General features: G+C 62.9%; 16 protein-coding genes, 2 rRNA genes and 2 pseudogenes. 3 read left to right on the top strand and 17 right to left on the bottom strand.

Going from position 1 to position 22195, the window contains the following annotated elements; genetic code table 11:
- The 13 genes and pseudogenes from BGRAMDRAFT_RS32680 to coq7 form a co-directional block, all read right to left on the bottom strand.
- Window positions 1-297: pseudogene (locus BGRAMDRAFT_RS32680) on the bottom strand (D-alanine--D-alanine ligase); the annotation flags it as partial.
- 1 nt (window position 298) lies between these two features.
- Window positions 299-1702, bottom strand: a complete 1404-nt coding sequence (gene murC / locus BGRAMDRAFT_RS32675) for a UDP-N-acetylmuramate--L-alanine ligase (protein ID WP_006053213.1) — start codon at window positions 1700-1702, stop codon at window positions 299-301.
- Window positions 1699-2817, bottom strand: coding sequence for an undecaprenyldiphospho-muramoylpentapeptide beta-N-acetylglucosaminyltransferase (murG, locus tag BGRAMDRAFT_RS32670; RefSeq protein ID WP_006053212.1), 1119 nt, complete (start codon window positions 2815-2817; stop codon window positions 1699-1701). Before murG ends, murC begins: the two co-directional genes overlap by 4 nt.
- Window positions 2814-4085: a putative lipid II flippase FtsW gene (gene ftsW / locus BGRAMDRAFT_RS32665; protein ID WP_006053211.1), complete on the bottom strand. Its 1272-nt coding sequence runs from the start codon at window positions 4083-4085 to the stop codon at window positions 2814-2816. Before ftsW ends, murG begins: the two co-directional genes overlap by 4 nt.
- Window positions 4082-5596 carry a UDP-N-acetylmuramoyl-L-alanine--D-glutamate ligase gene (gene murD, locus BGRAMDRAFT_RS32660; protein WP_006053210.1) on the bottom strand — a complete coding sequence of 505 codons (1515 nt, stop codon included), beginning with the start codon at window positions 5594-5596 and terminating at the stop codon, window positions 4082-4084. Before murD ends, ftsW begins: the two co-directional genes overlap by 4 nt.
- Window positions 5597-5623: 27 nt before the next feature.
- Window positions 5624-6793: a phospho-N-acetylmuramoyl-pentapeptide-transferase gene (mraY, locus tag BGRAMDRAFT_RS32655; RefSeq protein WP_006053209.1), complete on the bottom strand. Its 1170-nt coding sequence runs from the start codon at window positions 6791-6793 to the stop codon at window positions 5624-5626.
- 17 nt (window positions 6794-6810) lie between these two features.
- Complete coding sequence (locus BGRAMDRAFT_RS32650) at window positions 6811-8238, bottom strand: UDP-N-acetylmuramoyl-tripeptide--D-alanyl-D-alanine ligase (protein ID WP_006053208.1); 1428 nt, start codon at window positions 8236-8238, stop codon at window positions 6811-6813.
- Window positions 8235-9782: a UDP-N-acetylmuramoyl-L-alanyl-D-glutamate--2,6-diaminopimelate ligase gene (locus BGRAMDRAFT_RS32645; RefSeq protein ID WP_006053207.1), complete on the bottom strand. Its 1548-nt coding sequence runs from the start codon at window positions 9780-9782 to the stop codon at window positions 8235-8237. Before BGRAMDRAFT_RS32645 ends, BGRAMDRAFT_RS32650 begins: the two co-directional genes overlap by 4 nt.
- Window positions 9779-11644, bottom strand: coding sequence for a peptidoglycan D,D-transpeptidase FtsI family protein (locus BGRAMDRAFT_RS32640; protein ID WP_006053206.1), 1866 nt, complete (start codon window positions 11642-11644; stop codon window positions 9779-9781). The genes BGRAMDRAFT_RS32645 and BGRAMDRAFT_RS32640 overlap by 4 nt, the downstream gene beginning before the upstream one ends.
- On the bottom strand, window positions 11641-11991 hold the full coding sequence (ftsL, locus tag BGRAMDRAFT_RS32635; RefSeq protein ID WP_006053205.1) for a cell division protein FtsL: 351 nt from the start codon (window positions 11989-11991) through the stop codon (window positions 11641-11643). The genes BGRAMDRAFT_RS32640 and ftsL overlap by 4 nt, the downstream gene beginning before the upstream one ends.
- Complete coding sequence (rsmH, locus tag BGRAMDRAFT_RS32630) at window positions 11988-12941, bottom strand: 16S rRNA (cytosine(1402)-N(4))-methyltransferase RsmH (protein WP_006053204.1); 954 nt, start codon at window positions 12939-12941, stop codon at window positions 11988-11990. Before rsmH ends, ftsL begins: the two co-directional genes overlap by 4 nt.
- A gap of 15 nt (window positions 12942-12956) precedes the next feature.
- Window positions 12957-13385 carry a division/cell wall cluster transcriptional repressor MraZ gene (gene mraZ, locus BGRAMDRAFT_RS32625; protein ID WP_006053203.1) on the bottom strand — a complete coding sequence of 143 codons (429 nt, stop codon included), beginning with the start codon at window positions 13383-13385 and terminating at the stop codon, window positions 12957-12959.
- A gap of 412 nt (window positions 13386-13797) precedes the next feature.
- Complete coding sequence (gene coq7, locus BGRAMDRAFT_RS32620) at window positions 13798-14436, bottom strand: 2-polyprenyl-3-methyl-6-methoxy-1,4-benzoquinone monooxygenase (protein WP_006053202.1); 639 nt, start codon at window positions 14434-14436, stop codon at window positions 13798-13800.
- A gap of 302 nt (window positions 14437-14738) precedes the next feature.
- On the opposite strand from coq7, the gene BGRAMDRAFT_RS32615 reads away from it, so the two are divergent.
- Window positions 14739-15908 carry a porin gene (locus BGRAMDRAFT_RS32615; protein WP_006053201.1) on the top strand — a complete coding sequence of 390 codons (1170 nt, stop codon included), beginning with the start codon at window positions 14739-14741 and terminating at the stop codon, window positions 15906-15908.
- A 178-nt stretch (window positions 15909-16086) separates the two neighbouring features.
- Here the strand turns inward: BGRAMDRAFT_RS32615 and BGRAMDRAFT_RS32610 are convergent, their stop codons facing one another.
- Window positions 16087-17760 carry a long-chain fatty acid--CoA ligase gene (locus BGRAMDRAFT_RS32610; RefSeq protein WP_006053200.1) on the bottom strand — a complete coding sequence of 558 codons (1674 nt, stop codon included), beginning with the start codon at window positions 17758-17760 and terminating at the stop codon, window positions 16087-16089.
- A gap of 155 nt (window positions 17761-17915) precedes the next feature.
- Complete coding sequence (locus BGRAMDRAFT_RS32605; RefSeq protein ID WP_044022068.1) at window positions 17916-19994, bottom strand: molybdopterin-containing oxidoreductase family protein; 2079 nt, start codon at window positions 19992-19994, stop codon at window positions 17916-17918.
- Between the two features lie 181 nt (window positions 19995-20175).
- Here BGRAMDRAFT_RS32605 and BGRAMDRAFT_RS32600 point away from each other — a divergent pair, with 181 nt between their 5' ends.
- Together BGRAMDRAFT_RS32600 and BGRAMDRAFT_RS34225 are read left to right on the top strand one after the other, a co-directional pair.
- A complete protein-coding gene (locus BGRAMDRAFT_RS32600; protein WP_044022067.1) occupies window positions 20176-21372 on the top strand; it encodes a M20 aminoacylase family protein in 1197 nt (398 codons plus the stop codon).
- Window positions 21373-21441: 69 nt separating this feature from the next.
- Window positions 21442-21621, top strand: a pseudogene (locus BGRAMDRAFT_RS34225) (lipocalin family protein); the annotation flags it as partial.
- A gap of 75 nt (window positions 21622-21696) precedes the next feature.
- Here the strand turns inward: BGRAMDRAFT_RS34225 and rrf are convergent.
- Window positions 21697-21810: ribosomal RNA gene (gene rrf, locus BGRAMDRAFT_RS32595) — 5S ribosomal RNA — on the bottom strand.
- A 224-nt stretch (window positions 21811-22034) separates the two neighbouring features.
- Window positions 22035-22195 (bottom strand): 23S ribosomal RNA (locus BGRAMDRAFT_RS32590); the annotation flags it as partial.

Here is a 22195-nt window from a genome sequence, read left to right as displayed (position 1 = left end):
CGCCGAGCCGAGCACGCCGCTGCCCGTGTACTTGATGCCGTAAAAATCGAGCGCGCCCTGAATCTGGCCGTTTTCGCCGTAGCCGCCATGCAGCGCATTGAAGGCGCGCACGAAGCCTTCGTCCTTCAATGCGGCGAGCGGACGCTCGGCCGGATCGAACGGATGCGCGTCGATGCCGGCGTCGCGCAGACCTTGCAGCACGAGGCGCCCGGAATTGAGCGACACTTCGCGCTCGGCCGAATTGCCGCCGAGCAGCACGGCCACCTTGCCAAAATTTTTCGGGTCGATACTGCTCATCTCACACCTTCGTTTCCTGAGCGAGGCGACCCGGCACACCGCCGATCGAACCCGCGCCCATCGTGATCACCACATCGCCGTCGCGCACCAATGCTGCGAGCGCGTCCGGCACTTCATCCACCGTATCGACAAACACCGGCTCGACCTTGCCCGCGACGCGCAACGCGCGCGCGAGCGCCCGACCGTCCGCGGCGACGATGGGCGCTTCGCCGGCCGAATACACTTCGGTCAGCACGAGCGCATCGACCGTCGACAGCACCTTGACGAAATCTTCAAAGCAATCGCGCGTGCGCGTGAAGCGATGCGGCTGGAACGCGAGCACGAGACGCCGCCCCGGAAATGCGCCGCGCGCCGCCGCGACCGTCGCCGCCATTTCGACCGGATGATGGCCGTAGTCGTCGACCAGCGTGTAGGCGCCGCGCGGCTCGCCGTCGCTTGTGACCGGCACCTCGCCGTAGCGCTGAAAGCGCCGGCCCACGCCGTTGAAATCCGCCAGCGCTCGCTGGATATCGGCATCTTTCACTTCGAGTTCAGTCGCAATCGCGATCGCGGCCAACGCGTTCTGCACGTTGTGCTCGCCCGGCAGGTTCAACACGATGTCGAGCGGCGCCGCGTCTTCGCGCATCGCGGTGAAATGCATCTTGCCGTCGCGCGCTTCGACGTTGACCGCGCGCACTTGCGCGTCGGGTGCGAGGCCGTAACGGATGATCGGCTTCGACACGAACGGCAGAATCTCCTTCACGTTCGGATCGTCGACGCACAACACGGCGATACCGTAAAACGGCAGACGGTGCGTGAATTCGATGAACGCCTGCTTGAGCCGCGCGAAGTCGTGGCCATAGGTGTCCATGTGATCGGCGTCGATGTTCGTGATGACTTCGATCACCGGAAAGAGATTCAGGAACGACGCGTCCGATTCGTCCGCTTCGGCCACGATGAAGTCGCCCGTGCCGAGCCGCGCGTTCGCGCCCGCGCTGATCAGCCGTCCGCCGATCACGAAGGTCGGATCGAGCCCGCCCGCAGCGAGCACGCTTGCGACCAGCGACGTGGTCGTGGTCTTGCCGTGCGTGCCGGCAATCGCAATGCCCTGTTTCAGGCGCATCAGTTCCGCGAGCATGACCGCGCGCGGCACGATCGGAATACGTCGATGACGCGCGGCCAGCACTTCCGGGTTGTCGCTGCGCACCGCGGTCGAGACGACCACCGCGTTCGCGCCTTCGATGTTCTCCGCCGCGTGACCGATTGCGATACGCGCGCCGAGTGCGGCCAGGCGATCCGTGACAGCGTTGCTCGACAAGTCCGAGCCGCTCACCTGATAGCCGAGATTGAGCAGCACCTCCGCGATGCCGCTCATGCCGACACCGCCGATGCCGACAAAGTGAATATGTTTGACGATGTGTTTCATTGCTTTCCTTCTGGGCTCGCGCCCGAAATCGAACCCGCCACGCTCGCGCAAATCTGCGCGACCTGTTCAGTGGCGTCGGGTTTCGCGAGCGAGCGCGAACGCTCCGCCATCTCCGCGAGACTTTCCCGCGTCTGGCTGCGCAACCAGCCGGCGAGTTTTTCCGCCGACAGATCGCGTTGCTGCACGACCAGCGCCGCGCCGTTGTCGGCGAGAAACGCTGCATTAGTGGTTTGGTGATCGTCCACCGCATACGGGAACGGCACGAACAACGCGGCCACACCTACCGCTGAAATCTCCGACACGGTCATCGCGCCCGAGCGGCAAATCACGAGGTCCGCGCTTGCATAGGCGCTCGTCATGTCGTCGATGAACGGCACGAGTTGCACGTCAGCGCCCGTTTGCAAACCGGCTGCCGCGTAGTTCTCGCGCAGCGCGTCGATATGTTTTGCGCCCGCCTGATGCACGATGCGCGGACGTTCGTTCGGGGCCAGCAGCTCGACCGCGCGCGGCACGACTTCATTGAGCGCCGCGGCACCGAGACTGCCGCCGACCACCAGCACATTCAACGGACCGTTGCGTTCTGCATAGCGTGCTTTGGGCGCAATCGCGCGCGCAAGTTCCGCACGAATCGGATTGCCGGTCCATTCGCCGTGCGGCAACGCATTCGGAAACGCAACGAGCACGCGTTTGGCGAGCTTCGCGAGCACCTTGTTTGCGAGACCCGCAATCGAATTCTGTTCGTGCAGCACGAGCGGACGTCCGCTGAACGCGGTCATCAGGCCGGCCGGAAACGTGATGTAGCCACCCATGCCGAGCACCACATCCGGCTTCACGCGACGCAGCACGCTCAAGCTTTGCGTGCATGCGCGCAGCAGATTCAGCGGCAGCATCAGCTTCGTTTTCAGGCCCTTGCCGCGCAGTCCGCCGAAGCGCACGTATTCCATCGGGATGCCGTGCTTCGGCACGAGCGTCGCTTCCATGCCCGCGGGATTGCCGAGCCATACGACCTTCCAGCCCCACGCCTGCATCAGGTGCGCGACCGCGAGCCCAGGGAACACGTGTCCCCCGGTGCCACCGGCCATCACCATCAGCGTGCGTTGCTGCGTGGAGGTCATACTTTCCCTCCTCGCATCAGCACACGATTTTCGTAATCCACCCGCAGCAGCACCGCGATGGCGATGCAGTTCTGCACGATGCCCGAGCCGCCGTAGCTGACGAGCGGCAACGTTAGACCTTTAGTCGGCAGCAGGCCGAGGTTCACGCCCATGTTGATGAACGTCTGCGCGCCGAACCAGATGCCGACGCCCTTCGCAACGAGACCCGCGAACGTGCGGTCGAGTGCCAGCGCCTGGCGGCCGATCTCGAACGCGCGGCGCACGATCCAGTAGAACATCACGATCACGATGAGTACGCCGACAAAGCCGAGCTCCTCGCCGATAACAGCGAGGATGAAGTCGGTATGCGCTTCGGGCAGATAGTTGAGCTTCTCGACGCTGCCGCCGAGTCCCACGCCGAACCACTCGCCGCGGCCAAATGCGATCAGCGAGTGCGTCAGTTGATACGCCTTGCCCTGCGCATAACGGTCGTCCCACGGATCGAGGTACGCGAAAATCCGCTCGCGCCGCCACGGCGACGCCCACACCAGCAAACTGAACGTGCCGACCGCCGTGGCGACGAGGCCGCCGAACAGCTTGCCGTTCACGCCGCCGAGAAACAGCAGACCCATTGCGATCGCCGCGATCACCATGAACGCGCCCATGTCCGGCTCGAGCAGCAGCAATGCGCCGACGAAGCCGACCGCCATCGCCATCGGCAGAAAGCCTTTGGCGAAGCTGTGCATGTATTCCTGTTTGCGCACCGTGTAGTTCGCCGCGTAGATCGTCACCGCGAGCTTCATGATTTCGGACGGCTGCATATTCGTGATGCCGAGCGGAATCCAGCGGCGCGCGCCGTTCACGCCCTTGCCGACGTGCGGAATCAGCACGATGACCAGCGCGACGAGCGCGATCAGAAAGAGCTTCGGCGCGTACTTGTCCCACGTCGAAATCGGAATACGGAACGCTATGACGCCGACCACCGCGCCCATCGTCACGAAGATGATCTGACGCACAAGGAATGCGTAGTCGCGATACGACGCGTACTTCGGCGAATCGGGCATCGCGATCGACGCCGAATACACCATCACGACGCCGAGCCCGAGCAGCGCGACGACCACCCACAGCAGCGAATGATCGTAGTCGAGCATGCGCGAGCGCAGCGGCCGCACGCCATTGACGGCGCTCGCGAGACCGCTGCCGCCCGTGCGGCCACCGACGCGTGCTGCGTTGGCCGTGTCACCGGCGCCTGCGCCTGTGCGCGAACCGAATCGTTCGGACCAGCTCATATCATCGTCCCCCGTTCGGCCGCGATTTCTTCCACCGTGCTGCGGAACACCGCGGCGCGATGCGCGTAACCCTTGAACATGTCGAAGCTCGCGCAAGCGGGCGACAACAGCACGGCGTCGCCAGGTTGTGCGAGTGCAGCGGCGGCACGCGTCGCTTCTTCGAGCGTCGCGTGATCGGTCATCGCGATGCCGGTGTCTTCGAGTGCCGCGCGAATCTGCGGCGCGTCGCGGCCAATCAGCATCACCGCGCGGCACCAGCGCATGACCGGCGCGGCGAGCGGCTCGAAGTCCTGGCCCTTGCCGTCGCCGCCGGCGATCAGCACCGCGCGTTGCGCGAGGCCGTCGAGCGCGGCGACCGTCGCGCCGACATTGGTGCCCTTGCTGTCGTCCACGTAGTCGATGCCGTCGATCGACGCAATCAATTCCACGCGATGCGGCTCGCCGCGGTACTCGCGCAAGCCGTGCAAGAGGCGCGCGGCGGGCAAGCCGATCGCGCGTGCGAGCGCATACGCGGCGAGCGCGTTGGCCGCGTTGTGCAGACCGCGAATGCGCAGCGCGTCGGCAGGCATCAGGCGCTTGAGCGCAATATTCGGCGGCGTGACCGCTTCGTTTTTGCGGCGGCGCTTCGGCGTGATGTCTTCACTCGCGTCGAGATCGTGTGCTTCGACGAGCCAGATCATCGCGTTATCGCGCAGCAAACCGTAATCGCCGTCGTTCTTCGGTTCGGTTACGCCGAAGGTCACCACGTCGACATCGCCCGGCTCCGAAGGCGCGAGCGCCATGACGCGCGCGTCGTCGCGATTGAGCACACGCACGGTTTGTGTACCGAAGATGCGGCCTTTCGCAGCGGCATACGCATCGAGGCCGCCGTGCCAGTCGAGGTGATCCTGCGTGATGTTGAGGATCGCCGCCGCGTCCGGCTCGAACGTATGCGAAGTCTCCAACTGGAAGCTCGACAGTTCGAGCACCCACACGTCGGGCAGCGCGGTGTTGTCGATGGCTTCGCTCAGTTTGTCGAGCAGCGCCGGGCTGATGTTGCCCGCGACCGCGACCTTCTTGCCCGCGCGTTCGCACAGCAGCCCCGTGAGGCTCGTCGTCGTGGTCTTGCCGTTGGTGCCGGTGATCGCGACGACCTTCGGCGCATAACCGCTTTCGCCGAGCGTCTTCAGCGCTTGCGAGAAGAGTTCGAGTTCGCCCCACACAGGGATGCCTTGCTCGCGCGCCGCCGTGATCAGCGGCAACAGATCGGCGGCGAGCGGCGACAAACCGGGGCTGATCGCGACGAGTTCCACGCCTTCCAGCAGCACCGGCGAAAACGGGCCGCCGACAAACGCAGCGTCGACGCCGTGCGCTTCCAGCGCGGACAGGTTCGGCGGCACTTCGCGCGTATCGGCCACACGCAGCCGACAGCCGTGCCGCGCGCACCAGCGCGCCATCGCGAGACCGGATTCACCCAGTCCCAGCACGAGCACCATCGGCTTTTGCCGATCCCGAAACTTCTCGCCGAACATCGTCTGCTTCCCTTTAATACCTTCTGCTTAACGCAGCTTGAGCGTGGACAATCCGAACAGACACAACATCAATGTGATGATCCAGAAGCGCACGACCACCTGCGTTTCCTTCCAACCCGACAATTCGAAATGGTGATGCAGCGGCGCCATCTTGAAGAGACGCCGGCCTTCGCCGAAACGGCGTTTGGTGAACTTGAACCACGTCACCTGCAACATCACCGAAAGCGTTTCCGCGACGAAGATGCCGCCCATGATGAAGAGCACGATTTCCTGACGCACGATCACCGCCACCGTGCCGAGCGCGCCGCCAAGCGCGAGCGCGCCGACGTCGCCCATGAACATCTGCGCCGGGTGCGTGTTGAACCAGAGGAACGCGAGGCCGGCCCCGCCCATCGCCGAACAGAAAATCAGCAATTCGCCTGCGCCTGCAATGTGCGGAAACAGCAGGTATTTCGAGTAGACCGAGCTGCCCATCACGTAAGCGAACACGCCGAGCGATGCGCCGACCAGCACGACCGGCATGATCACGAGACCGTCGAGGCCGTCGGTGAGATTCACCGCGTTGCTCGCGCCGACGATCACCAGATATGTCAGCACGATGAAGCCCCACACGCCGAGCGGATAGCTGATCGACTTGACGAACGGCAGCATCAAATCGGCGCGCGCGGGCAAGCCCATCGACAAACCGCTGCGCACCCACGCCATGAACAGATCGAACACGCGCACATTGCTCGCTTCGGACACGCTGAACGCGAGATACACGGCGGCGAAGAGACCGATCACCGACTGCCAGAAATACTTTTCGCGCGACGACATGCCGCGCGGGTCCTTGTAGACGACCTTGCGATAGTCGTCGACCCAGCCGATCACGCCGAAGCCGAACGTGACCAGAATCACGATCCAGATAAAGCGGTTGGTCAGATCGGCCCACAACAGCGTAGCGACGGCGATGCCGAGCAGAATCAGCACGCCGCCCATCGTCGGCGTGCCGGATTTCACGAGATGCGTTTGCGGGCCGTCTTTACGGACAGCCTGGCCGACCTTCATCGCGGTCAGCTTGCGGATCACAGCCGGGCCGCAGACGAGCCCGATCAACAGCGCGGTGATGGTGGCCATCACCGCGCGGAAAGTCAGATAACTGAACACGCGCAAGAAGCTTGCGTCATTCTGCAGCCATTGCGCCAGCGCCAGTAGCATGCTTCGGTCCTTCTATTTCAGTGTGCAGCGGGCGCGCTGCCCGCTGCGTTGGGTTGTGGACTCGTTACGGCGTCCACCACGCGCTCCATTTGCATGAAGCGCGAGCCTTTCACGAGAAGCGTTGCAGCAGGACCGAAACCGGCCTGCTGCAATTGCGCGACCAGCGTGCCGACGTCGGCGACGTGATGGGCGCTTGCGCCATACGCGGTGCAGGCGTCGCGCGAGGCGTCGCCCATTGCGTACAGCGCGTCGATACCGCGTTCCTTCGCATAGGCGCCGATTTCGCGGTGAAATTCCGGCCCGTTGTCGCCGACTTCGCCCATGTCGCCCATCACCAGCACACGCGGCGATGCGTGCGACGCGAGCACGTCGATCGCGGCGCGCATCGAATCGGGGTTGGCGTTGTAGGTGTCGTCGATCACGGTCGCGCCCGCGAGCGTGCCGAGCGCGGCGTGCTTGACCTGCAGGCGGCCTTTCACCGCGCCGAACGATTCGAGGCCGCGCTTGATAGCGTCGAGCGAAACGCCTGCGGCAAGCGCCGCTGACGTCGCAGCTAACGCGTTGTGCGCGTTGTGATTGCCGAGCACTTGCAGCGTGATATTTGTGTGGCCTTCGGGCGTTTGGATGCTGAGTACTTTGCCGTCGAACGTGCCCGTAACCGCCGCTTCCGTTGTGCGCTCGGCCGTGTTCAGCGCGAAGTCGACGATGCGGTTGCCCGTGGCCGCCACGCGCCAGATGCTTGCGTAGGCATCGTCGGCGGGGAAGACAGCGATTCCATCAGGCGTGAGCGCGTGAATCACGCTCGCATGCTCGAGCGCGACCGCTTCGACGGTCGCCATGAATTCCTGATGCTCGCGCTGCGCGTTGTTCACCACGGCAACGGTCGGCTCGGCGATTTTCGCGAGCAGCGACGTTTCGCCCGGATGATTCATGCCGAGTTCGACGACCGCCAACCGATGCGCGGCATTCAGACGAAACAGCGTGAGCGGCAAGCCAATGTCGTTGTTGAAGTTGCCGGCGGTGGCAAGGCGCGCATCGACGCCGACGGCTGCGGCGAAAATCGACGCGATCATTTCCTTGACCGTGGTCTTGCCGTTGCTGCCGGTCACGGCGACGAGCGGCATGCTGAACTTGCGACGCCAGCCGCGAGCCAGCGCGCCGAGTCCAACGCGCGTGTCGGCCACGCGCAAGGCGGGCACGCTCCAGCCGCCGGGCACGCGCGCGACGAGCGCGGCGCTCACGTTGCGCGCGGCGACGTCGGCGAGGAAGTCATGCGCGTCGAAGCGATCGCCCTTGATCGCGACGAACAGATCGCCGGGACCTGCGCTGCGGCTGTCGGTCGACACGCGTTCGAACGCAACGCTGTCGTCGCCGATAACCGTTGCGCCTGGAATCAGCGCGGCCGCTTCACGCAGCGTGAACATCGCATTGCCTTGCGCGCTCATTCGCCACCTCCGCGTGCCTGCGTGGCCCGCGCGGCGAGCGCGAGGCGGGCGTGGTCCTGGTCGGAGAAAGCGCGCTTTTTACCCATGATTTCCTGTGTTGCTTCGTGCCCTTTGCCAGCCAGCACGATGACGTCTTCGCGCGCGGCGCCGCGGATCGCCTGAAGGATCGCGCTCGCGCGGTCCTCGATGCGGCGTGCCTTCGACGCGTCTTTCATTCCCGCTGCGATCTGCTCGATGATGGATTGCGGATCTTCGCTGCGCGGGTTGTCGCTCGTGACCACCACGCCGTCCGCCATCTTTTCGGCGATGGCGCCCATCAGCGGACGCTTGGTTGCATCGCGATCGCCGCCGCAGCCGAACATGCAGATCAGTTCGCCGCCTCGCGCGGCCGCCATCGGACGCAACGCTTCGAGTGTTTTTTCCAGCGCGTCGGGCGTGTGCGCGTAGTCGATCACGACGAGCGGTTCGTCGTTTTGCAAGCGGCCGCCGAGGCGCTGCATGCGGCCGTTCACCGATTCGAGCTTCGCGAGTTCGGCGAGGGCGGCATCGAAGGGAATCTCAGCGGCGAGCAACGCGCCGAGTACGCCGAGCAGATTGCTGACGTTGAATGCGCCGAGCGTTTGCACTTCGACTTCGGCATTGCCCCAGTCTGATGTGCTCAGGTGGAACGCGGTGCCGGTGGGCGTCGCGCGCACGTTCGATGCGAGCAGCGACGCGTCGGCTTGCGGCGCGCTTTGTTGTGCGGAATCGAGACCATACGCGATCGTGCGTGCGTGGCCTTGCGTGCTTGCCAGCAAACGGCGACCCGCCGCGTCGTCGCGATTGATCACGGCCGCACGCAGTTCCGGCCAGGCAAAGAGGCGCGCCTTCGCGGCCTCATACGCCTCGAACGTGTGGTGATAGTCCAGATGGTCTTGCGTGAGATTCGTGAACACGGCGATGTCGAACGCCGTGCCGTTCACGCGCCCCTGGTGCAACGCGTGCGACGACACTTCCATTGCAACGGCCTTTGCGCCCGCGTCGCGCAACTGCGCGAGACTGCGCTGGAGTTGCGGCGCGTCGGGTGTCGTGAAGCCGGTGTGCACGAGTTGTCCCGGCAAGCCGGTGCCGAGCGTGCCGATGATCGCGCAACGTTTGCCAAGCGCGGTGAGCGCCGCCGAAATCCACTGGCTGCACGACGTCTTGCCGTTCGTTCCCGTGACGCCGACCGTGAGCATGCTGTCGCTCGGATCGCCGTACCACGCGCTGGCAATCGAGCCCGCGAGCTCGTTCAACGCGGGCACCGCGAGCGTGGTGGACGCGTCGATCGCGCCGCTGAAACCTTCCGGCTGAACGAGCACCGCGGCAGCGCCGCGTTCAAGCGCGCCGTCGATGAACGCGCGGTTGTCCGCGCCATCCACGGCGTAGGCGAAAAACGCGTCGCCGGCTGTGAGCGAACGCGTGTCCGCGTGCAGATGCGCGCCTCGCTGCAGGTGCGCTTGCAGCCAGTTCAACGCTTCGGCAATTTGCCGATGCGACGGATGATTGTTGCGCAGCGCGCTCATCGAACGACTCCCGCATGGGTCTTCGCATTCGCGGAAATCGTCATCTTCTTCGCGCTCGCGTTCGCCGAAATCTTCTTCGTTGCGGACGGCGCGGGAGTGGCCGAAGGCGCAGCGGACGCGGAGTCGTCGGACACGACCATCTGCTTGACCGGCATTTGCGGCGGCACGTTCAGCGAGCGCAGCGTATCGCCGACGATGCCCGAGAACACCGGACCCGACACCTGACCGCCGAAGTGACTGCCCGCCGTCGGTTCATCGACCGATACCGCGACGACGATGCGCGGATTCGGCATCGGCGCCATGCCGACGAACGACGCGCGATACTTCGAGTGATCGTAGCCGTGAGGGCCGTGCTTATACGCCGTACCGCTCTTGCCGCCGACGCGATAGCCCGGCACCGCCGCATCCGGCGACGTGCCGCCCGGCGAGACGACGGTTTCGAGCATCGCGCGCACTTCGCGGGCGGTGGTCGGCGAAAAGATTTGCGGGCCGGTTGCCGGCTGGTCGCCAGGCGTGCGGAAAATCGACACGGGCATGATCTGGCCGTCGTGCGCGATGGCCGTGTACGCGCGGCCGAGCTGGAACAGCGACACCGACAGGCCGTAGCCGTACGACATGGTCGCCTGCTCGATACGGCGCCAGCTCTTCCACGGACGCAGACGTCCCGCCGCCGCACCCGGGAAACCGACCTTCGGCGCGAGGCCAAGACCGATGCTGGTGTACATGTTCCACATCTCTTCGGGCTTCAACTGCATCGCGATCTTCGTCGCGCCGATGTTGCTCGACTTCTGGATCACGCCGCCGACCGTCAGGACACCGAACGCGCTGTCGTCGGTAATCGGCGCACCGTCGAGCACGAAGCGGCCGCCGCCTGTATCAACCAGTGTAGTCGGCGTGACGCGGTGCAGGTCGAGCGCGAGCGACACCGTGAACGGCTTCATGATCGAGCCCGGCTCGAACGTGTCGGTGAGGATGCGGTTGCGCAACTGGTCGCCGGTCATGTGCGACCGGTCGTTCGGGTTGTAGGTCGGGTAATTGACGAGCGCGAGGACTTCGCCGCTCCGCACGTCGATCACCATCGCCGCGCCGGCCTTCGCCTTGAACTTTTCGACGGCCGCTTTCAGGTTCGTGTACGCGATGTACTGGATCTTGCTGTCGATCGAGAGATCCACGTCCTGGCCGTTGTGCGGCACGACCTGCTCGTCCACGTCCTCGATGATGTGGCCCATGCGGTCTTTAATCACGCGACGGCTGCCCGACATGCCCGCGAGCAGCTTCTGGTCGCCGAGTTCGACGCCTTCCTGGCCTTCGTCCTCGACGTTCGTGAAGCCGATCAGGTGAGCCGTGATCTCGCCTTCCGGATAGAAACGCTTGTACTCGTCGCGCGCGTAAATGCCGGGGATGTCGAGCGCCTTCACCTTCTCGGCAATATCCACCGGCACCTGGCGTTTGACGTACACGAAGTTCTTGTCTTCCGAGAGCTTCCTGCGCAATTCCTTATCGGTCATGCCGAGCAGTTTGCCGAGCGAGTTCAGCTTGTCCGCGCCGAGGTCGTCCGGCACCGATTCCGGGATCGCCCAGATCGCACGCACCGGCAGACTCGTGGCCAGCACGAGGCCATTGCGGTCGAGAATCTTGCCGCGCGTGGCCGGCAATTCGAGGCGGCGCTGATAGCGGATTTCGCCCTGCTTCTGATAGAACGCGTTGCCGGGTCCCTGAATCCAGAAGGCGCGCGCGGTCAGCGCGACAAACGCCATGAAGAGCAGGAACACGACGAGCTTCGAGCGCCACATCGGCAGGCGCACGGACAGGATCGGATTAGCCGAGAAAGCGACGCTCTTGCGGCTGGACGATTTTTTCATCGAACGCCTCCGCTGCGAGTCGCCGACGGCGCCGATGCCGGAGCCGAAGTCGGAATCGGCGCGTCTTCGGCCTTTGCGGCGCCGGGGTCGAGCGTCAGGTATTGCGTGCGCCCGGTGCTGACCGCCTGCATCTTCAGCGACGTGGTCGCGAACTGCTCGATGCGCGACGTCTTGGAGAGCGCGCTCTGCTGATATTGAAGCTGCGAATAGTCCTGCTGCAACTGGCGCTCCTGCGACTGCGCGCGCTGCAACTGGATAAAGATCTGGCGCTGCTGGTTCGTTGCGTTGACAACCGACAACGCACAGCCCATCACGATCATCAGCAGGAAGATATTGAGGCGATTCATGGTGCGATCCGCTCCGCCACACGCATCACGGCAGAACGGGCGCGCGGGTTCGCGGCGACTTCAGCGTCGCTCGCAAACACGCGGCCGATGATTTTGAGCGGAGGGCTCGGCAGGTCGACGGCACGAATCGGCAGACGACGATCGACCGCGGGCGCACTGGCGTGTGCCTGCATGAATCGCTTGACGATCCGGTCCTCGAGCGAATGAAAGCTGATGACCACCAGCCGCCCCCCTTGCTCCAGCAGCGACAACGCTGCTTCTAAAACGACTTGCAGCTCCGCAAGCTCTTGATTGATGTGAATCCGTATAGCCTGAAAGGTGCGGGTTGCCGGATCCTTGCCCTTCTCACGGGTTTTGACGACGTTAGCCACGATTTGGGCAAGCTCGCCCGTGCTGACGAGAGGCCCAAGACGGTCGGACTCTGCCCGGCGAGCAACAAGCGCCTTTGCAATCTGAAAAGCAAACCGTTCTTCCCCATAATCTCGTATCACCTCCGTCAGTTCCTGCACCGTGGCCCGCGCCAGCCAGTCAGCGGCAGACTCGCCGCGCGTCGGGTCCATCCGCATGTCGAGCGGGCCGTCGGCGCGGAAACTGAAACCCCGCTCCGGATCGTCGACTTGCGGCGACGACACGCCCAGATCCAGCAAAACGCCCGACACCCGTTCAATCCCGCGCTCCGCAATCGCGGTGCGCAGTGAAGCAAAACTCTCGTGCACGATGCCAAAGCGCGGATCGCCGATCTGCTGCGCCGTGGCGATGGCGAGCGGGTCTTTGTCGAACGCGATCAGACGCCCCGCTTGCCCCAGCTTCTCCAGCACCAGACGGCTGTGGCCGCCGCGCCCGAACGTGCCGTCGACATAGACGCCGTCCGCGCGCGTGACCAGCGCCGCTACCGCTTCTTCCAGCAGCACCGTGCGATGCTGCAATTCGTTTCTCATCGCAGATGCCATATATGTATGCCGCGATCAGAACGTGAAGTTCTTCAACGCTTCGGGCATGCCCTCGGCGATGGCCGCCTGTTCCTTCGCGGCGTAAATCTGTGCGTCCCACAGTTCGAAGTGGCGCCCCATGCCGAGCAGCGTCACTTCTTTTTCCAGCGAACCGGCCGCGCGCAATTCCGGCGACACGAGCACGCGGCCCGCGCCGTCCATATCGACGTCCATTGCATTGCCGAGAAAGATGCGCTTCCACCAGGCTGCGTTCATGGGCAGCTTGTCGACTTTGTCGCGGAAGATTTCCCACTCCGGGCGCGGAAAGAGCAACAGGCAGCCGTCCGGGTGCTTGGTGATCGTCACCCGGCCCTCTGCCTGTGTTTGCAGCGCATCCCGATAGCGGGACGGAATAGACATCCGCCCTTTCGCATCGAGCGTCAGCGCCGACGCCCCTTGGAACACTTCGCTCTCCCTCTTGGCCCGCGCCTTTGCGCCGGCTGCCCAATTCGTAAAAATCTACCCGAAACCACCCGTGAGATCACACAAAAATACACTTTCTCACACTGTCTCCCACTTTAGAGGAACGCTAAACACGGGTCAAGGGAGACAGGCCGTTTTCGAGCGAATTTTGTTTGTTAGAACAAGGACTTAGCGCGAGTCCTTCATGTCAGACGAAAAACGGAAAATCGTTATAAATGAAGGGACTACTGAGGCTTCTGAAGGTGATACGTGAAAAGTGCGGGCGAACAGCGCGGGGCGTAAGCGATCGTGAAGGGCGTCTGGAAGGTGTGCGGCGGGGTTTTCGGCGGCTACGCGGGGACGACGCGCGGGGCGTCGTCCCACCTTGCGTGGTGAGACGGAAACTCGGCGGTTCTTATATGTAGTACGCGGTGCGGGTCATCACTTTCGACATCGCGCGCATCATGGCGCGCACGGGGAACGGCAACTCGATGCCGCCGGCGTCAATTGCGGCTTTTCCATGTCCGGCTTCGTCGACGCGCATCTGCTCGACAATCGCGCGCGATTCGCGATCACCGACCGGCAGACGATCGAGGTGGCTGTCCAGATGCTGTTCGACCTGCCGCTCGGTTTCGGCCATGAAGCCGAGGCTCACGCGGTCGCCCATGCGTCCGGCCGCGAGCCCGATGGCGAGCGCGCCTGCGTACCAAAGCGGATTCAGCAGACTGGGACGCGAGTCGAGCGCCTCGAGACGCTTCGCCGTCCATGCGAGGTGATCTTCTTCCTCGACTGCGGCGCGATCGAACACGCTTCTCAACGACGGCGAACTGGTCGCGAGCTTCTGTGCCTGGTAAAGCGCCTGCGCGCAGACCTCACCGACATGGTTCACGCGCATCAGACCCGCGGAGTGCGCGCGCTCGGCCGGCGAGAGCTCGGGCGCCTCGGCCGAAGCCGCCGATTCTTGCGGAACTGGCAAAGGACGGCTCATGCGCGAAACGCCCGTCATTGAGCGTAAACCCCGATCAAATTCAGTAATCAACTCGTCCAGAAACATTCGGCACTCCGTGATTCGACAACTTGCTTCGCGTTCTTCGTGGCCCGGGCGACAAGGCTTCGCGGGAAAAAACACGGCCTTCGCGCCGGGCTGATCCAGCCGCTGAAGGCATCAAGATTTCGATTTTAGATCATGTTGCGTAAACGAAACAGGAGCCGTCCGGGCAGCGTCCTTTTTCTTTGTGCCATGTAGCCCTTTTGTTACATTACGTGCAACTTCTCGCGAAGTTGGACAAGCAAGGCCTCAACGCTACATAAATATTCGCCTTGTAAAAAAGATTCGTAATCCTTGGAGATCATTCGATGAAAAAGTCGCTTCTCGCTCTCGCAGCACTGGGCGCATTCGCAGGCGTCGCACATGCTCAGAGCAGCGTGACCCTGTACGGTATCATTGACGAAGGCTTCAACATCAACACCAACTCGGGTGGCAAGCACCTGTACAACCTGTCCAGCGGCGTCATGCAAGGCTCGCGTTTCGGCCTGCGCGGCACGGAAGATCTGGGCGGCGGTCTGAAGGCAATCTTCGTGTTGGAAAACGGCTTTGACGTGAACAACGGCAAGCTGGGTCAAGGCGGCCTGATGTTCGGTCGTCAAGCTTACGTCGGTCTGTCGAGCCAGTTCGGCACGGTCACGCTGGGTCGTCAATACGACTCCGTCGTCGACTACGTCGGTCCGCTGGAAGCCGGCGACCAGTGGGGCGGCTACATCGCTGCTCACCCGGGCGACATCGACAACTTCAACAACGCATACCGTACGAACAACACGGTCAAGTACACGAGCGCGGATTACGGCGGCCTGAAGTTCGGCGGCACGTATAGCTTCGGCGGTGTTGCAGGCAACTTCTCGCAGAACCAGATCTGGTCGTTGGGCGCTGGCTATAACAACGGTCCGTTGGTCTTGGGCGTTGGTTATTTGAACGCGCGCACGCCGGCAGCTTCGGGTGGTCTGTTCAACAACGGCGGCACGGCAGCTACGCCGGCTGGCGCAGTGACGTCGCCGGTCTACGCTGGCTTCGCATCGGCTAACACGTACCAGGTTATCGGTGCAGGCGGTGCTTACACGTTCGGCGCAGCAACCCTCGGCTTGACGTACTCGAACATCCGTTTTGCAAACCTGGGCGCGTCGTACGCATCGCCGTTCAAGGGCCAAACGGCTACGTTCAACAACGCGGAAGTCAACTTCAAGTACCAGTTGACCCCGGCGTTGCTGGTCGGCGCAGCGTATGACTACACGCGCGGTTCGGAAGTCAACGGCAACTCGCGCGCTCAGTACCACCAAGGCGCGCTGGGCGTGGACTACTTCCTGTCCAAGCGTACCGACGTCTACGTGATCGGTGTGTACCAGCACGCTACGGGCGAAACCGTGAATGCGGCAGGCGCCGTCGTCACGGCAACGGCTGGCATCAACGGCCTGTCGGGCTCGTCGAACCAGAACCAGCTCGCAGCTCGCGTCGGCATCCGCCACAAGTTCTAATAAGTCGTAAAAACGCAGTTTGCCTCAAAGGCGCCTTCGGGCGCCTTTTTTTTTATGGCCGTCGTAGGATGCGCGGAAACGAAAAAGCCCGGCTGACTTGTCGTGTCAGCCGGGCCTTCGAATGCAGCTGATGCCTACGCGTTACGACGCGTCAGCGTCCGCGATGTTGGGCTTCCGCTCACGCCCGCCCATCACGCAGTTCCCGACGCAAAATCTTGCCGACATTGCTCTTGGGCAGCTCGGTACGGAACTCGACGATCTTCGGCCGCTTGTAGCCGGTTAGCTGCTGTTTGCAGTAGGCGAATATGTCGGCGTCCGTCAGCGCGTCGTCTTTCTTGACGACAAACAACTTCACCGCCTCACCCGAGTGCTGATCCGGCACACCGACCGCCGCGACCTCGAACACGCCGGGTAGCTTCGCGACCACATCCTCGATTTCGTTGGGGTACACGTTGAAGCCGGAAACCAGAATCATGTCCTTCTTGCGGTCCACGATCTTCACGAAACCCCGGTCGTTCATGAAGCCGACGTCGCCCGATTTGAAGAAGCCGTCCGGCGTCATGACTTTCGCGGTTTCTTCCGGCCGGTTCCAATAGCCAGCCATCACCTGCGGGCCGCGGATGCAGATCTCGCCCGGTTGCCCGAGCGGCACTTCGTTGCCGTCGTCGTCGCGGATGGAGACTTCGGTCGACGGCAACGGCAGCCCGATCGTGCCGCTATATTCGGTCACCGTCACGGGATTGCAGGTGACGCACGGCGACGTCTCGGACAAACCGTAGCCCTCGATGATCGGCGTCTTTGTGTGCTCGAACCAGCGCTTTGCGACAGCTTCCTGGACGGCCATTCCGCCGCCGTTTGCCGCGATCAGTTTCGAAAAGTCGAGCTTGTCGAAGTCAGGACTGTTCAACAGCGCGTTGTACAACGTGTTGACTGCCGGGATGGTGGTAATTGCGTAACCCTGCAGTGCCTTAATCGTGCCGGGAATATCGCGCGGATTGGGAATCAGCACGCCGAGTCCGCCTGTGCGGATGGTCAGCAGGCCGCACACCGTCAGCGCAAACACGTGGTACAGCGGCAAGGCCACAACCGTGATGAACTGCTCGATGTCCGTGCGGTTTGCGCGAACCGGATTGAGCCACACTTCGGACTGCAGCACATTCGCAATCAGGTTCCTGTGCAGCAGCGTGGCGCCCTTCGCCACGCCGGTCGTGCCGCCGGTGTACTGAAGGAACGCGACATCGTCGGGGCCTTGCTGGACGGGCTTGAAAGTCTGGCGCTCGCCTTCGGCGATAGCCGCGTTGAATTTGACGTGACCGGGCAAACTCCAGGCGGGCACCATTTTCTTCACGCGGCGCACGACGAAGTTCACGACAGCGCCCTTCACGCCCATCAGATCGCCCATTGCGGCGACCACGACGTGCTTGACAGCGGTATTGCGTACGACGGCCTGCAACGTGACGGCGAAATTTTCTAGCAGGACGATTGCTTCCGCGCCGCTGTCTTTCAACTGATGCTCGAGCTCACGCGGCATATAGAGCGGGTTGACGTTCACGACCACATAACCTGCCCGCAGAATCGCCGCAATCGCGACCGGATATTGCAGCACGTTCGGCATCATGATTGCGATGCGGGCACCGCGCGCAAGGCCCTTCGACTGAAACCACGCGGCCAGCTTGCGCGAAAGCGCGTCGAGTTCGCCGTAACTGATGCCCTTTCCCATGCAGACGAACGCCGGCTTGTTGCGGTGCTCGCGGAATGCTTCCTCGAGCAGTTCGGCGACGGACGAATAGCGGGTCGGGTCGATCTCTGCGGGAACGCCGGGCGGGTAGGATTTCAGCCAGATTTTATCCATGCAGCGTCTCCTTCTTTATTTTCGAATGGTCGTGCTAAAAACGCATCGTAGCATGGGCGTCCCTGCGCTATTCGCGAAAAACGGCTGCGTTAGACTGCTGCCTCGAACCTTTGGAAGCCTTGTTGGCGAGGCTTGCGCGATGTTGCAAGAGCGCGTCAGACGCGCTCCACTTCGACGAGGCAGTCGTAGAAAGTTGCCGATCCGCCGAGATCGGTAAGCGCCTGGCTCGTGACCTGATTGGCGTTGCGGCCGTCGGGCGCGAGCTTTTTCCACCAGATCGACAAGCCGACCACAAGGCCTTCGCGCGCACGGTCGGTGACGCGGGCGCGCGCCTGCATCGAGCCGCGGTCGTTGAAAATGCGCACGTAATCGCCGTCGGCGATGTGACGCGGCTCGGCGTCGGCCGGGTGGATGTCGAGATGCGGCTCGCCTTCCGTCGACCGCAGACTTTCGACGTTGACGAACGTGCTGTTCAGAAAGTTGCGCGCGGGCGGCGAGATCATCGCGAGCGGATAGCGGGCAGCCAGTTCAGGCGCGAATTCCGCCGACTCATAGGGCGGCAGGTAATCCGGAAGCGGGTCGAGGCCCTGCTGCGCGAGCCGCTCGCTGTAGAACTCGCACTTCCCCGACGGCGTGTGAAAGCCGCCTTCGGCAAAAGGCGCGTCGGGCAGGTTCAGCTTTGCCCAGCCGGCCTGCTTGAGCGCTTCCCAGTTCACGCCTTCGAGCTTCTTGTCCTGCCAGCGGAATGCGTTTTGAGCAACGGCTTCGTCGCTTTCGAAGAGCGCCGGTTCATCCAGCGCCATGTGGCGCGCGAGGCCGCGAAAGATCTCCGTATTGGGACGCGCCGCGCCGACCGGCGGAATCGCCGGCAAATTCACCATGACGTGCGTGTGGCCGTACGACTTATGCACGTCGAGATGCTCGAGCTGCGTGGTGGCGGGCAGCAGAAGGTCGGCGTAATCGGCGGTGTCGGTCTGGAAGTGCTCCAGCACGATCGTGAAGAGGTCTTCTCGAGCGAAGCCGGCGGCGACGCGCCCCGAATCCGGCGCGACGGCAACCGGATTCGAGTTATACACGACGATCGCCTCAATTTTCGGACCGAACTCGGCGTCGCCTGGGTGCAGCAGCGCGTCGCCGATTGCATTCATATTGATGACGCGGCTCGGGCTCGCCGGCCAGCCGGGCATCAGGTCCGGACGCTGCAGCGCATGCGAGTCCACCGGCGCCCAACCGGACGACGACAGCAAGGCGCCGCCCGAACGCTCGCGCCACGCGCCGGTGAGCGACGGCAGGCACGCGATTGCGCGCACCGCGTTGCCGCCGCCGCGCACTCGCTGCAGACCATAGTTCAGGCGAATCGCCGCTTTCTTCGTGCTGCCGTAAAGTCGCGCGAGGTCGACGATAACCTGCTCGTCGATGCCGCAAATTTCTGCCACCCGCGACGGCGGATAGGTGAGCGCACGAGCCTTCAGCTCGGCGAAGCCCAACGTGTGCGCGGCGATGTAAGCGTGATCCAGCAGGTCTTCCGAGATCAAGACGTGCATCATGCCGAGCGCCAAGGCGCCGTCGGTGCCCGGTTTCAGCACAATGTGCTGATGACACTTCTCCGCCGTGAGCGACCGATACGGGTCAATTGCAATGAGGCGCGCGCCTCGGCGCTTGGCCTGCTGCGCGCGCGTCCAGAAATGCAGGTTCGACGCAATCGGGTTGGAGCCCCAGATGAGGATGACCTCGCTTTCCTCGAAAAACTCGGTGAGCATGCCGATGCTCGCGCCGTAGGTGTATTTCAAGCCAGCGGCGCCGGCTGCCGCGCAGATGGTGCGGTCCAGTTGCGACGCGCCCAGCTTGTGGAAGAAGCGCTGCGCGATGCTGTCGCCCTGGACGAGGCCCATCGTGCCCGCGTAGCTATATGGAAGGATGGCTTGCGGCGCGCGGCCGGCTATCTCCCGCAGGCGCTTTGCAGCCAGCTCCAACGCTTCTTCCCAGCCGATCGGCTCGAAACGGCCCTCGCCCTTGCGGCCGACGCGCCTCATGGGCGTCGTCAGGCGTTGCGGATGATGAACGCGCTCCGCATAGCGGCTGACTTTGGTACACAACGCGCCTTGGGTCGGAGCATGATCTGAATCGGCGACGACCTTGATTGCCCGGTCGCCTTCGACTGTTACCCGCATCGCGCAGGTGTCGGGGCAGTCGTGCGGGCAAACTGCGCGAGCGAATTCGATCGGAGCGTTCATTGGGTAACCATTCAGGAGACGGTAAGCAGGGCGCAACGCGGGATTTTATTACGTCCGCCGGCGGTTGCCTGCATGCTGCCGCCAAAAAGCCTTCGGCGTAGAATCGTTAGCACTGCGCCCGGGCGCATGTCGCCCGAGCGATTCCATGCAAGTCAAAGCGCAAGCACATCGGCACTCTATTATGAAACTGATCCCCGAAATTCAGGCTGCTCACGGAGAAATCCAGACTCTTCGACGAACGATCCACGCTCATCCCGAACTGCGTTATGAAGAAACAGCGACTTCGGAGCTGGTCGCGAAGACGCTCGAGTCATGGGGTATAGAAACGTATCGCGGACTGGGCAAGACAGGTGTTGTCGGCGTGCTCAAGCGTGGCAATGGCAAGCGCTCGATCGGGCTGCGCGCCGACATGGACGCGTTGCCGATTCAGGAGCTGAACAGCTTCGAACATCGGTCGAAAAACGATGGAAAAATGCACGCGTGCGGTCACGATGGACACACGGCGATGCTGCTCGGCGCAGCCCGGCATCTGGCGAAGCATGGCGATTTTGACGGCACCATCGTTTTCATTTTTCAGCCGGCCGAAGAAGGCGGCGCCGGCGCGCAGGCCATGATCGACGACGGCCTTTTCGAAAAATTTCCTGTGGATGCAGTGTTCGGCATCCATAACTGGCCGGGCATGCCGGCGGGCCACTTCGGCGTAACCGAAGGGCCGATCATGGCGTCCAGCAACGAATTCCGCATTGAGATTAAAGGTGTTGGCTCGCACGCAGCGCTGCCGCACAACGGACGCGATCCGGTGTTTACCGCTGTGCAGATCGCTAATGGCTTGCAAAGCATCATCACGCGGAACAAGAAGCCGCTGGATACGGCTGTGCTTTCGATCACGCAAATTCATGCCGGCGATGCAGTCAACGTCGTCCCTAACGATGCGTGGATCGCGGGCACCGTACGGACTTTTACGACTGAAACGCTCGATCTGATCGAAGCGCGCATGCGCAAAATCGCTCAAAGCACGGCGGACGCTTACGATTGCACGGTCGACGTTCATTTCCACAGAAACTATCCGCCCACTATCAACAGCAGTGAGGAAGCGCGGTTTGCGGCCGCCGTCATGAAGGAAGTTGTCGGGGCAGAAAAGGTGGACGACTCGGTCGAACCTACGATGGGCGCGGAGGACTTCTCGTTCATGCTGCTGGCGAAGCCGGGATGTTATGCGTTTCTTGGCAACGGCGAGGGCGGCCATCGCGACGCCGGCCACGGTGCAGGCCCCTGCATGCTGCACAACGCGAGCTATGACTTCAACGATGAGTTGCTGCCGATCGGCTCGACGTATTGGGTGCGGCTTGCGCAGCGGTTTCTGGCGGTAGAGAAGTAGGACGGAAAGTCGGGGACGGGACGATGTGTTGTGTGTCCGTCGGTTCAGGAACGCGGGGATGACTTACCTGGCCTGCTGACCTGGCAGCCCGATCCGCTGATGGACGATCAGGAACTCGACTCGCGGCAGTCGACCGGCGCGGTGTACTGGGAAGGCGCGGCGCGGGTGAGCCGCGATGGTACTGAGCTCGGGCGTGCGTATCTGGAACTGACCGGCTATGCCGGCGCTCTGCGCATGGGCGGGCCGTGACGGCGCCGTATTTTCCAGCGCCGTAAACGCAGAAACCCCACCTTTGCGGGGTGGGGTTTCTGACACTGCTGGGGAGCCTGACGATTACCTACTTTCACACGGGTAATCCGCACTATCATCGGCGTGGAGTCGTTTCACGGTCCTGTTCGGGATGGGAAGGGGTGGGACCGACTCGCTATGGTCATCAGGCTTTGACGGGTTGCTGTAGCGCTCAGGGAGCAGTACAGCCAATCGGGAAGAAGTAGCTGAGAGGATGCCTCTCGTTTTGCACGTCTATGCGTGCGGGCTGTGCTGTTTCTGGCACAACATCGATCACTCAACCGTGTGTGGTCTGCATAAGACCCTGCGCGTGGCGCAGGGTGGGGCATCCATAAGTGCTGAAGCACTAACGGCTGCCGACACACACCTGTTATAGGATCAAGCCTTACGGGCAATTAGTATCAGTTAGCTGAACGCATTACTGCGCTTACACACCTGACCTATCAACGTCCTGGTCTTGAACGACCCTTCAAGGGGCTTAAAGCCCCGGGGATATCTCATCTAAGCGAGTTTCCCGCTTAGATGCTTTCAGCGG

This window comes from Paraburkholderia graminis C4D1M (assembly GCF_000172415.1).
In the GTDB taxonomy this organism is placed as follows: domain Bacteria; phylum Pseudomonadota; class Gammaproteobacteria; order Burkholderiales; family Burkholderiaceae; genus Paraburkholderia; species Paraburkholderia graminis.
The sequence above is the reverse complement of the archived record's forward strand: the minus strand, read 5'-3'. Positions and strand labels throughout refer to the sequence as shown.

What these genes read in the sequence shown, in the direction of transcription:
- murC (WP_006053213.1), bottom strand. Translation starts at nt 1,702, where the DNA reads ATGAAACACATCGTCAAACATATTCACTTTGTCGGCATCGGCGGTGTC.
- murG (WP_006053212.1), bottom strand. Translation starts at nt 2,817, where the DNA reads ATGACCTCCACGCAGCAACGCACGCTGATGGTGATGGCCGGTGGCACC.
- ftsW (WP_006053211.1), bottom strand. Translation starts at nt 4,085, where the DNA reads ATGAGCTGGTCCGAACGATTCGGTTCGCGCACAGGCGCAGGCGCCGGT.
- murD (WP_006053210.1), bottom strand. Translation starts at nt 5,596, where the DNA reads ATGTTCGGCGAGAAGTTTCGGGATCGGCAAAAGCCGATGGTGCTCGTG.
- mraY (WP_006053209.1), bottom strand. Translation starts at nt 6,793, where the DNA reads ATGCTACTGGCGCTGGCGCAATGGCTGCAGAATGACGCAAGCTTCTTG.
- BGRAMDRAFT_RS32650 (WP_006053208.1), bottom strand. Translation starts at nt 8,238, where the DNA reads ATGAGCGCGCAAGGCAATGCGATGTTCACGCTGCGTGAAGCGGCCGCG.
- BGRAMDRAFT_RS32645 (WP_006053207.1), bottom strand. Translation starts at nt 9,782, where the DNA reads ATGAGCGCGCTGCGCAACAATCATCCGTCGCATCGGCAAATTGCCGAA.
- BGRAMDRAFT_RS32640 (WP_006053206.1), bottom strand. Translation starts at nt 11,644, where the DNA reads ATGAAAAAATCGTCCAGCCGCAAGAGCGTCGCTTTCTCGGCTAATCCG.
- ftsL (WP_006053205.1), bottom strand. Translation starts at nt 11,991, where the DNA reads ATGAATCGCCTCAATATCTTCCTGCTGATGATCGTGATGGGCTGTGCG.
- rsmH (WP_006053204.1), bottom strand. Translation starts at nt 12,941, where the DNA reads ATGGCATCTGCGATGAGAAACGAATTGCAGCATCGCACGGTGCTGCTG.
- coq7 (WP_006053202.1), bottom strand. Translation starts at nt 14,436, where the DNA reads ATGTTTCTGGACGAGTTGATTACTGAATTTGATCGGGGTTTACGCTCA.
- BGRAMDRAFT_RS32615 (WP_006053201.1), top strand. Translation starts at nt 14,739, where the DNA reads ATGAAAAAGTCGCTTCTCGCTCTCGCAGCACTGGGCGCATTCGCAGGC.
- BGRAMDRAFT_RS32610 (WP_006053200.1), bottom strand. Translation starts at nt 17,760, where the DNA reads ATGGATAAAATCTGGCTGAAATCCTACCCGCCCGGCGTTCCCGCAGAG.
- BGRAMDRAFT_RS32605 (WP_044022068.1), bottom strand. Translation starts at nt 19,994, where the DNA reads ATGAACGCTCCGATCGAATTCGCTCGCGCAGTTTGCCCGCACGACTGC.
- BGRAMDRAFT_RS32600 (WP_044022067.1), top strand. Translation starts at nt 20,176, where the DNA reads ATGAAACTGATCCCCGAAATTCAGGCTGCTCACGGAGAAATCCAGACT.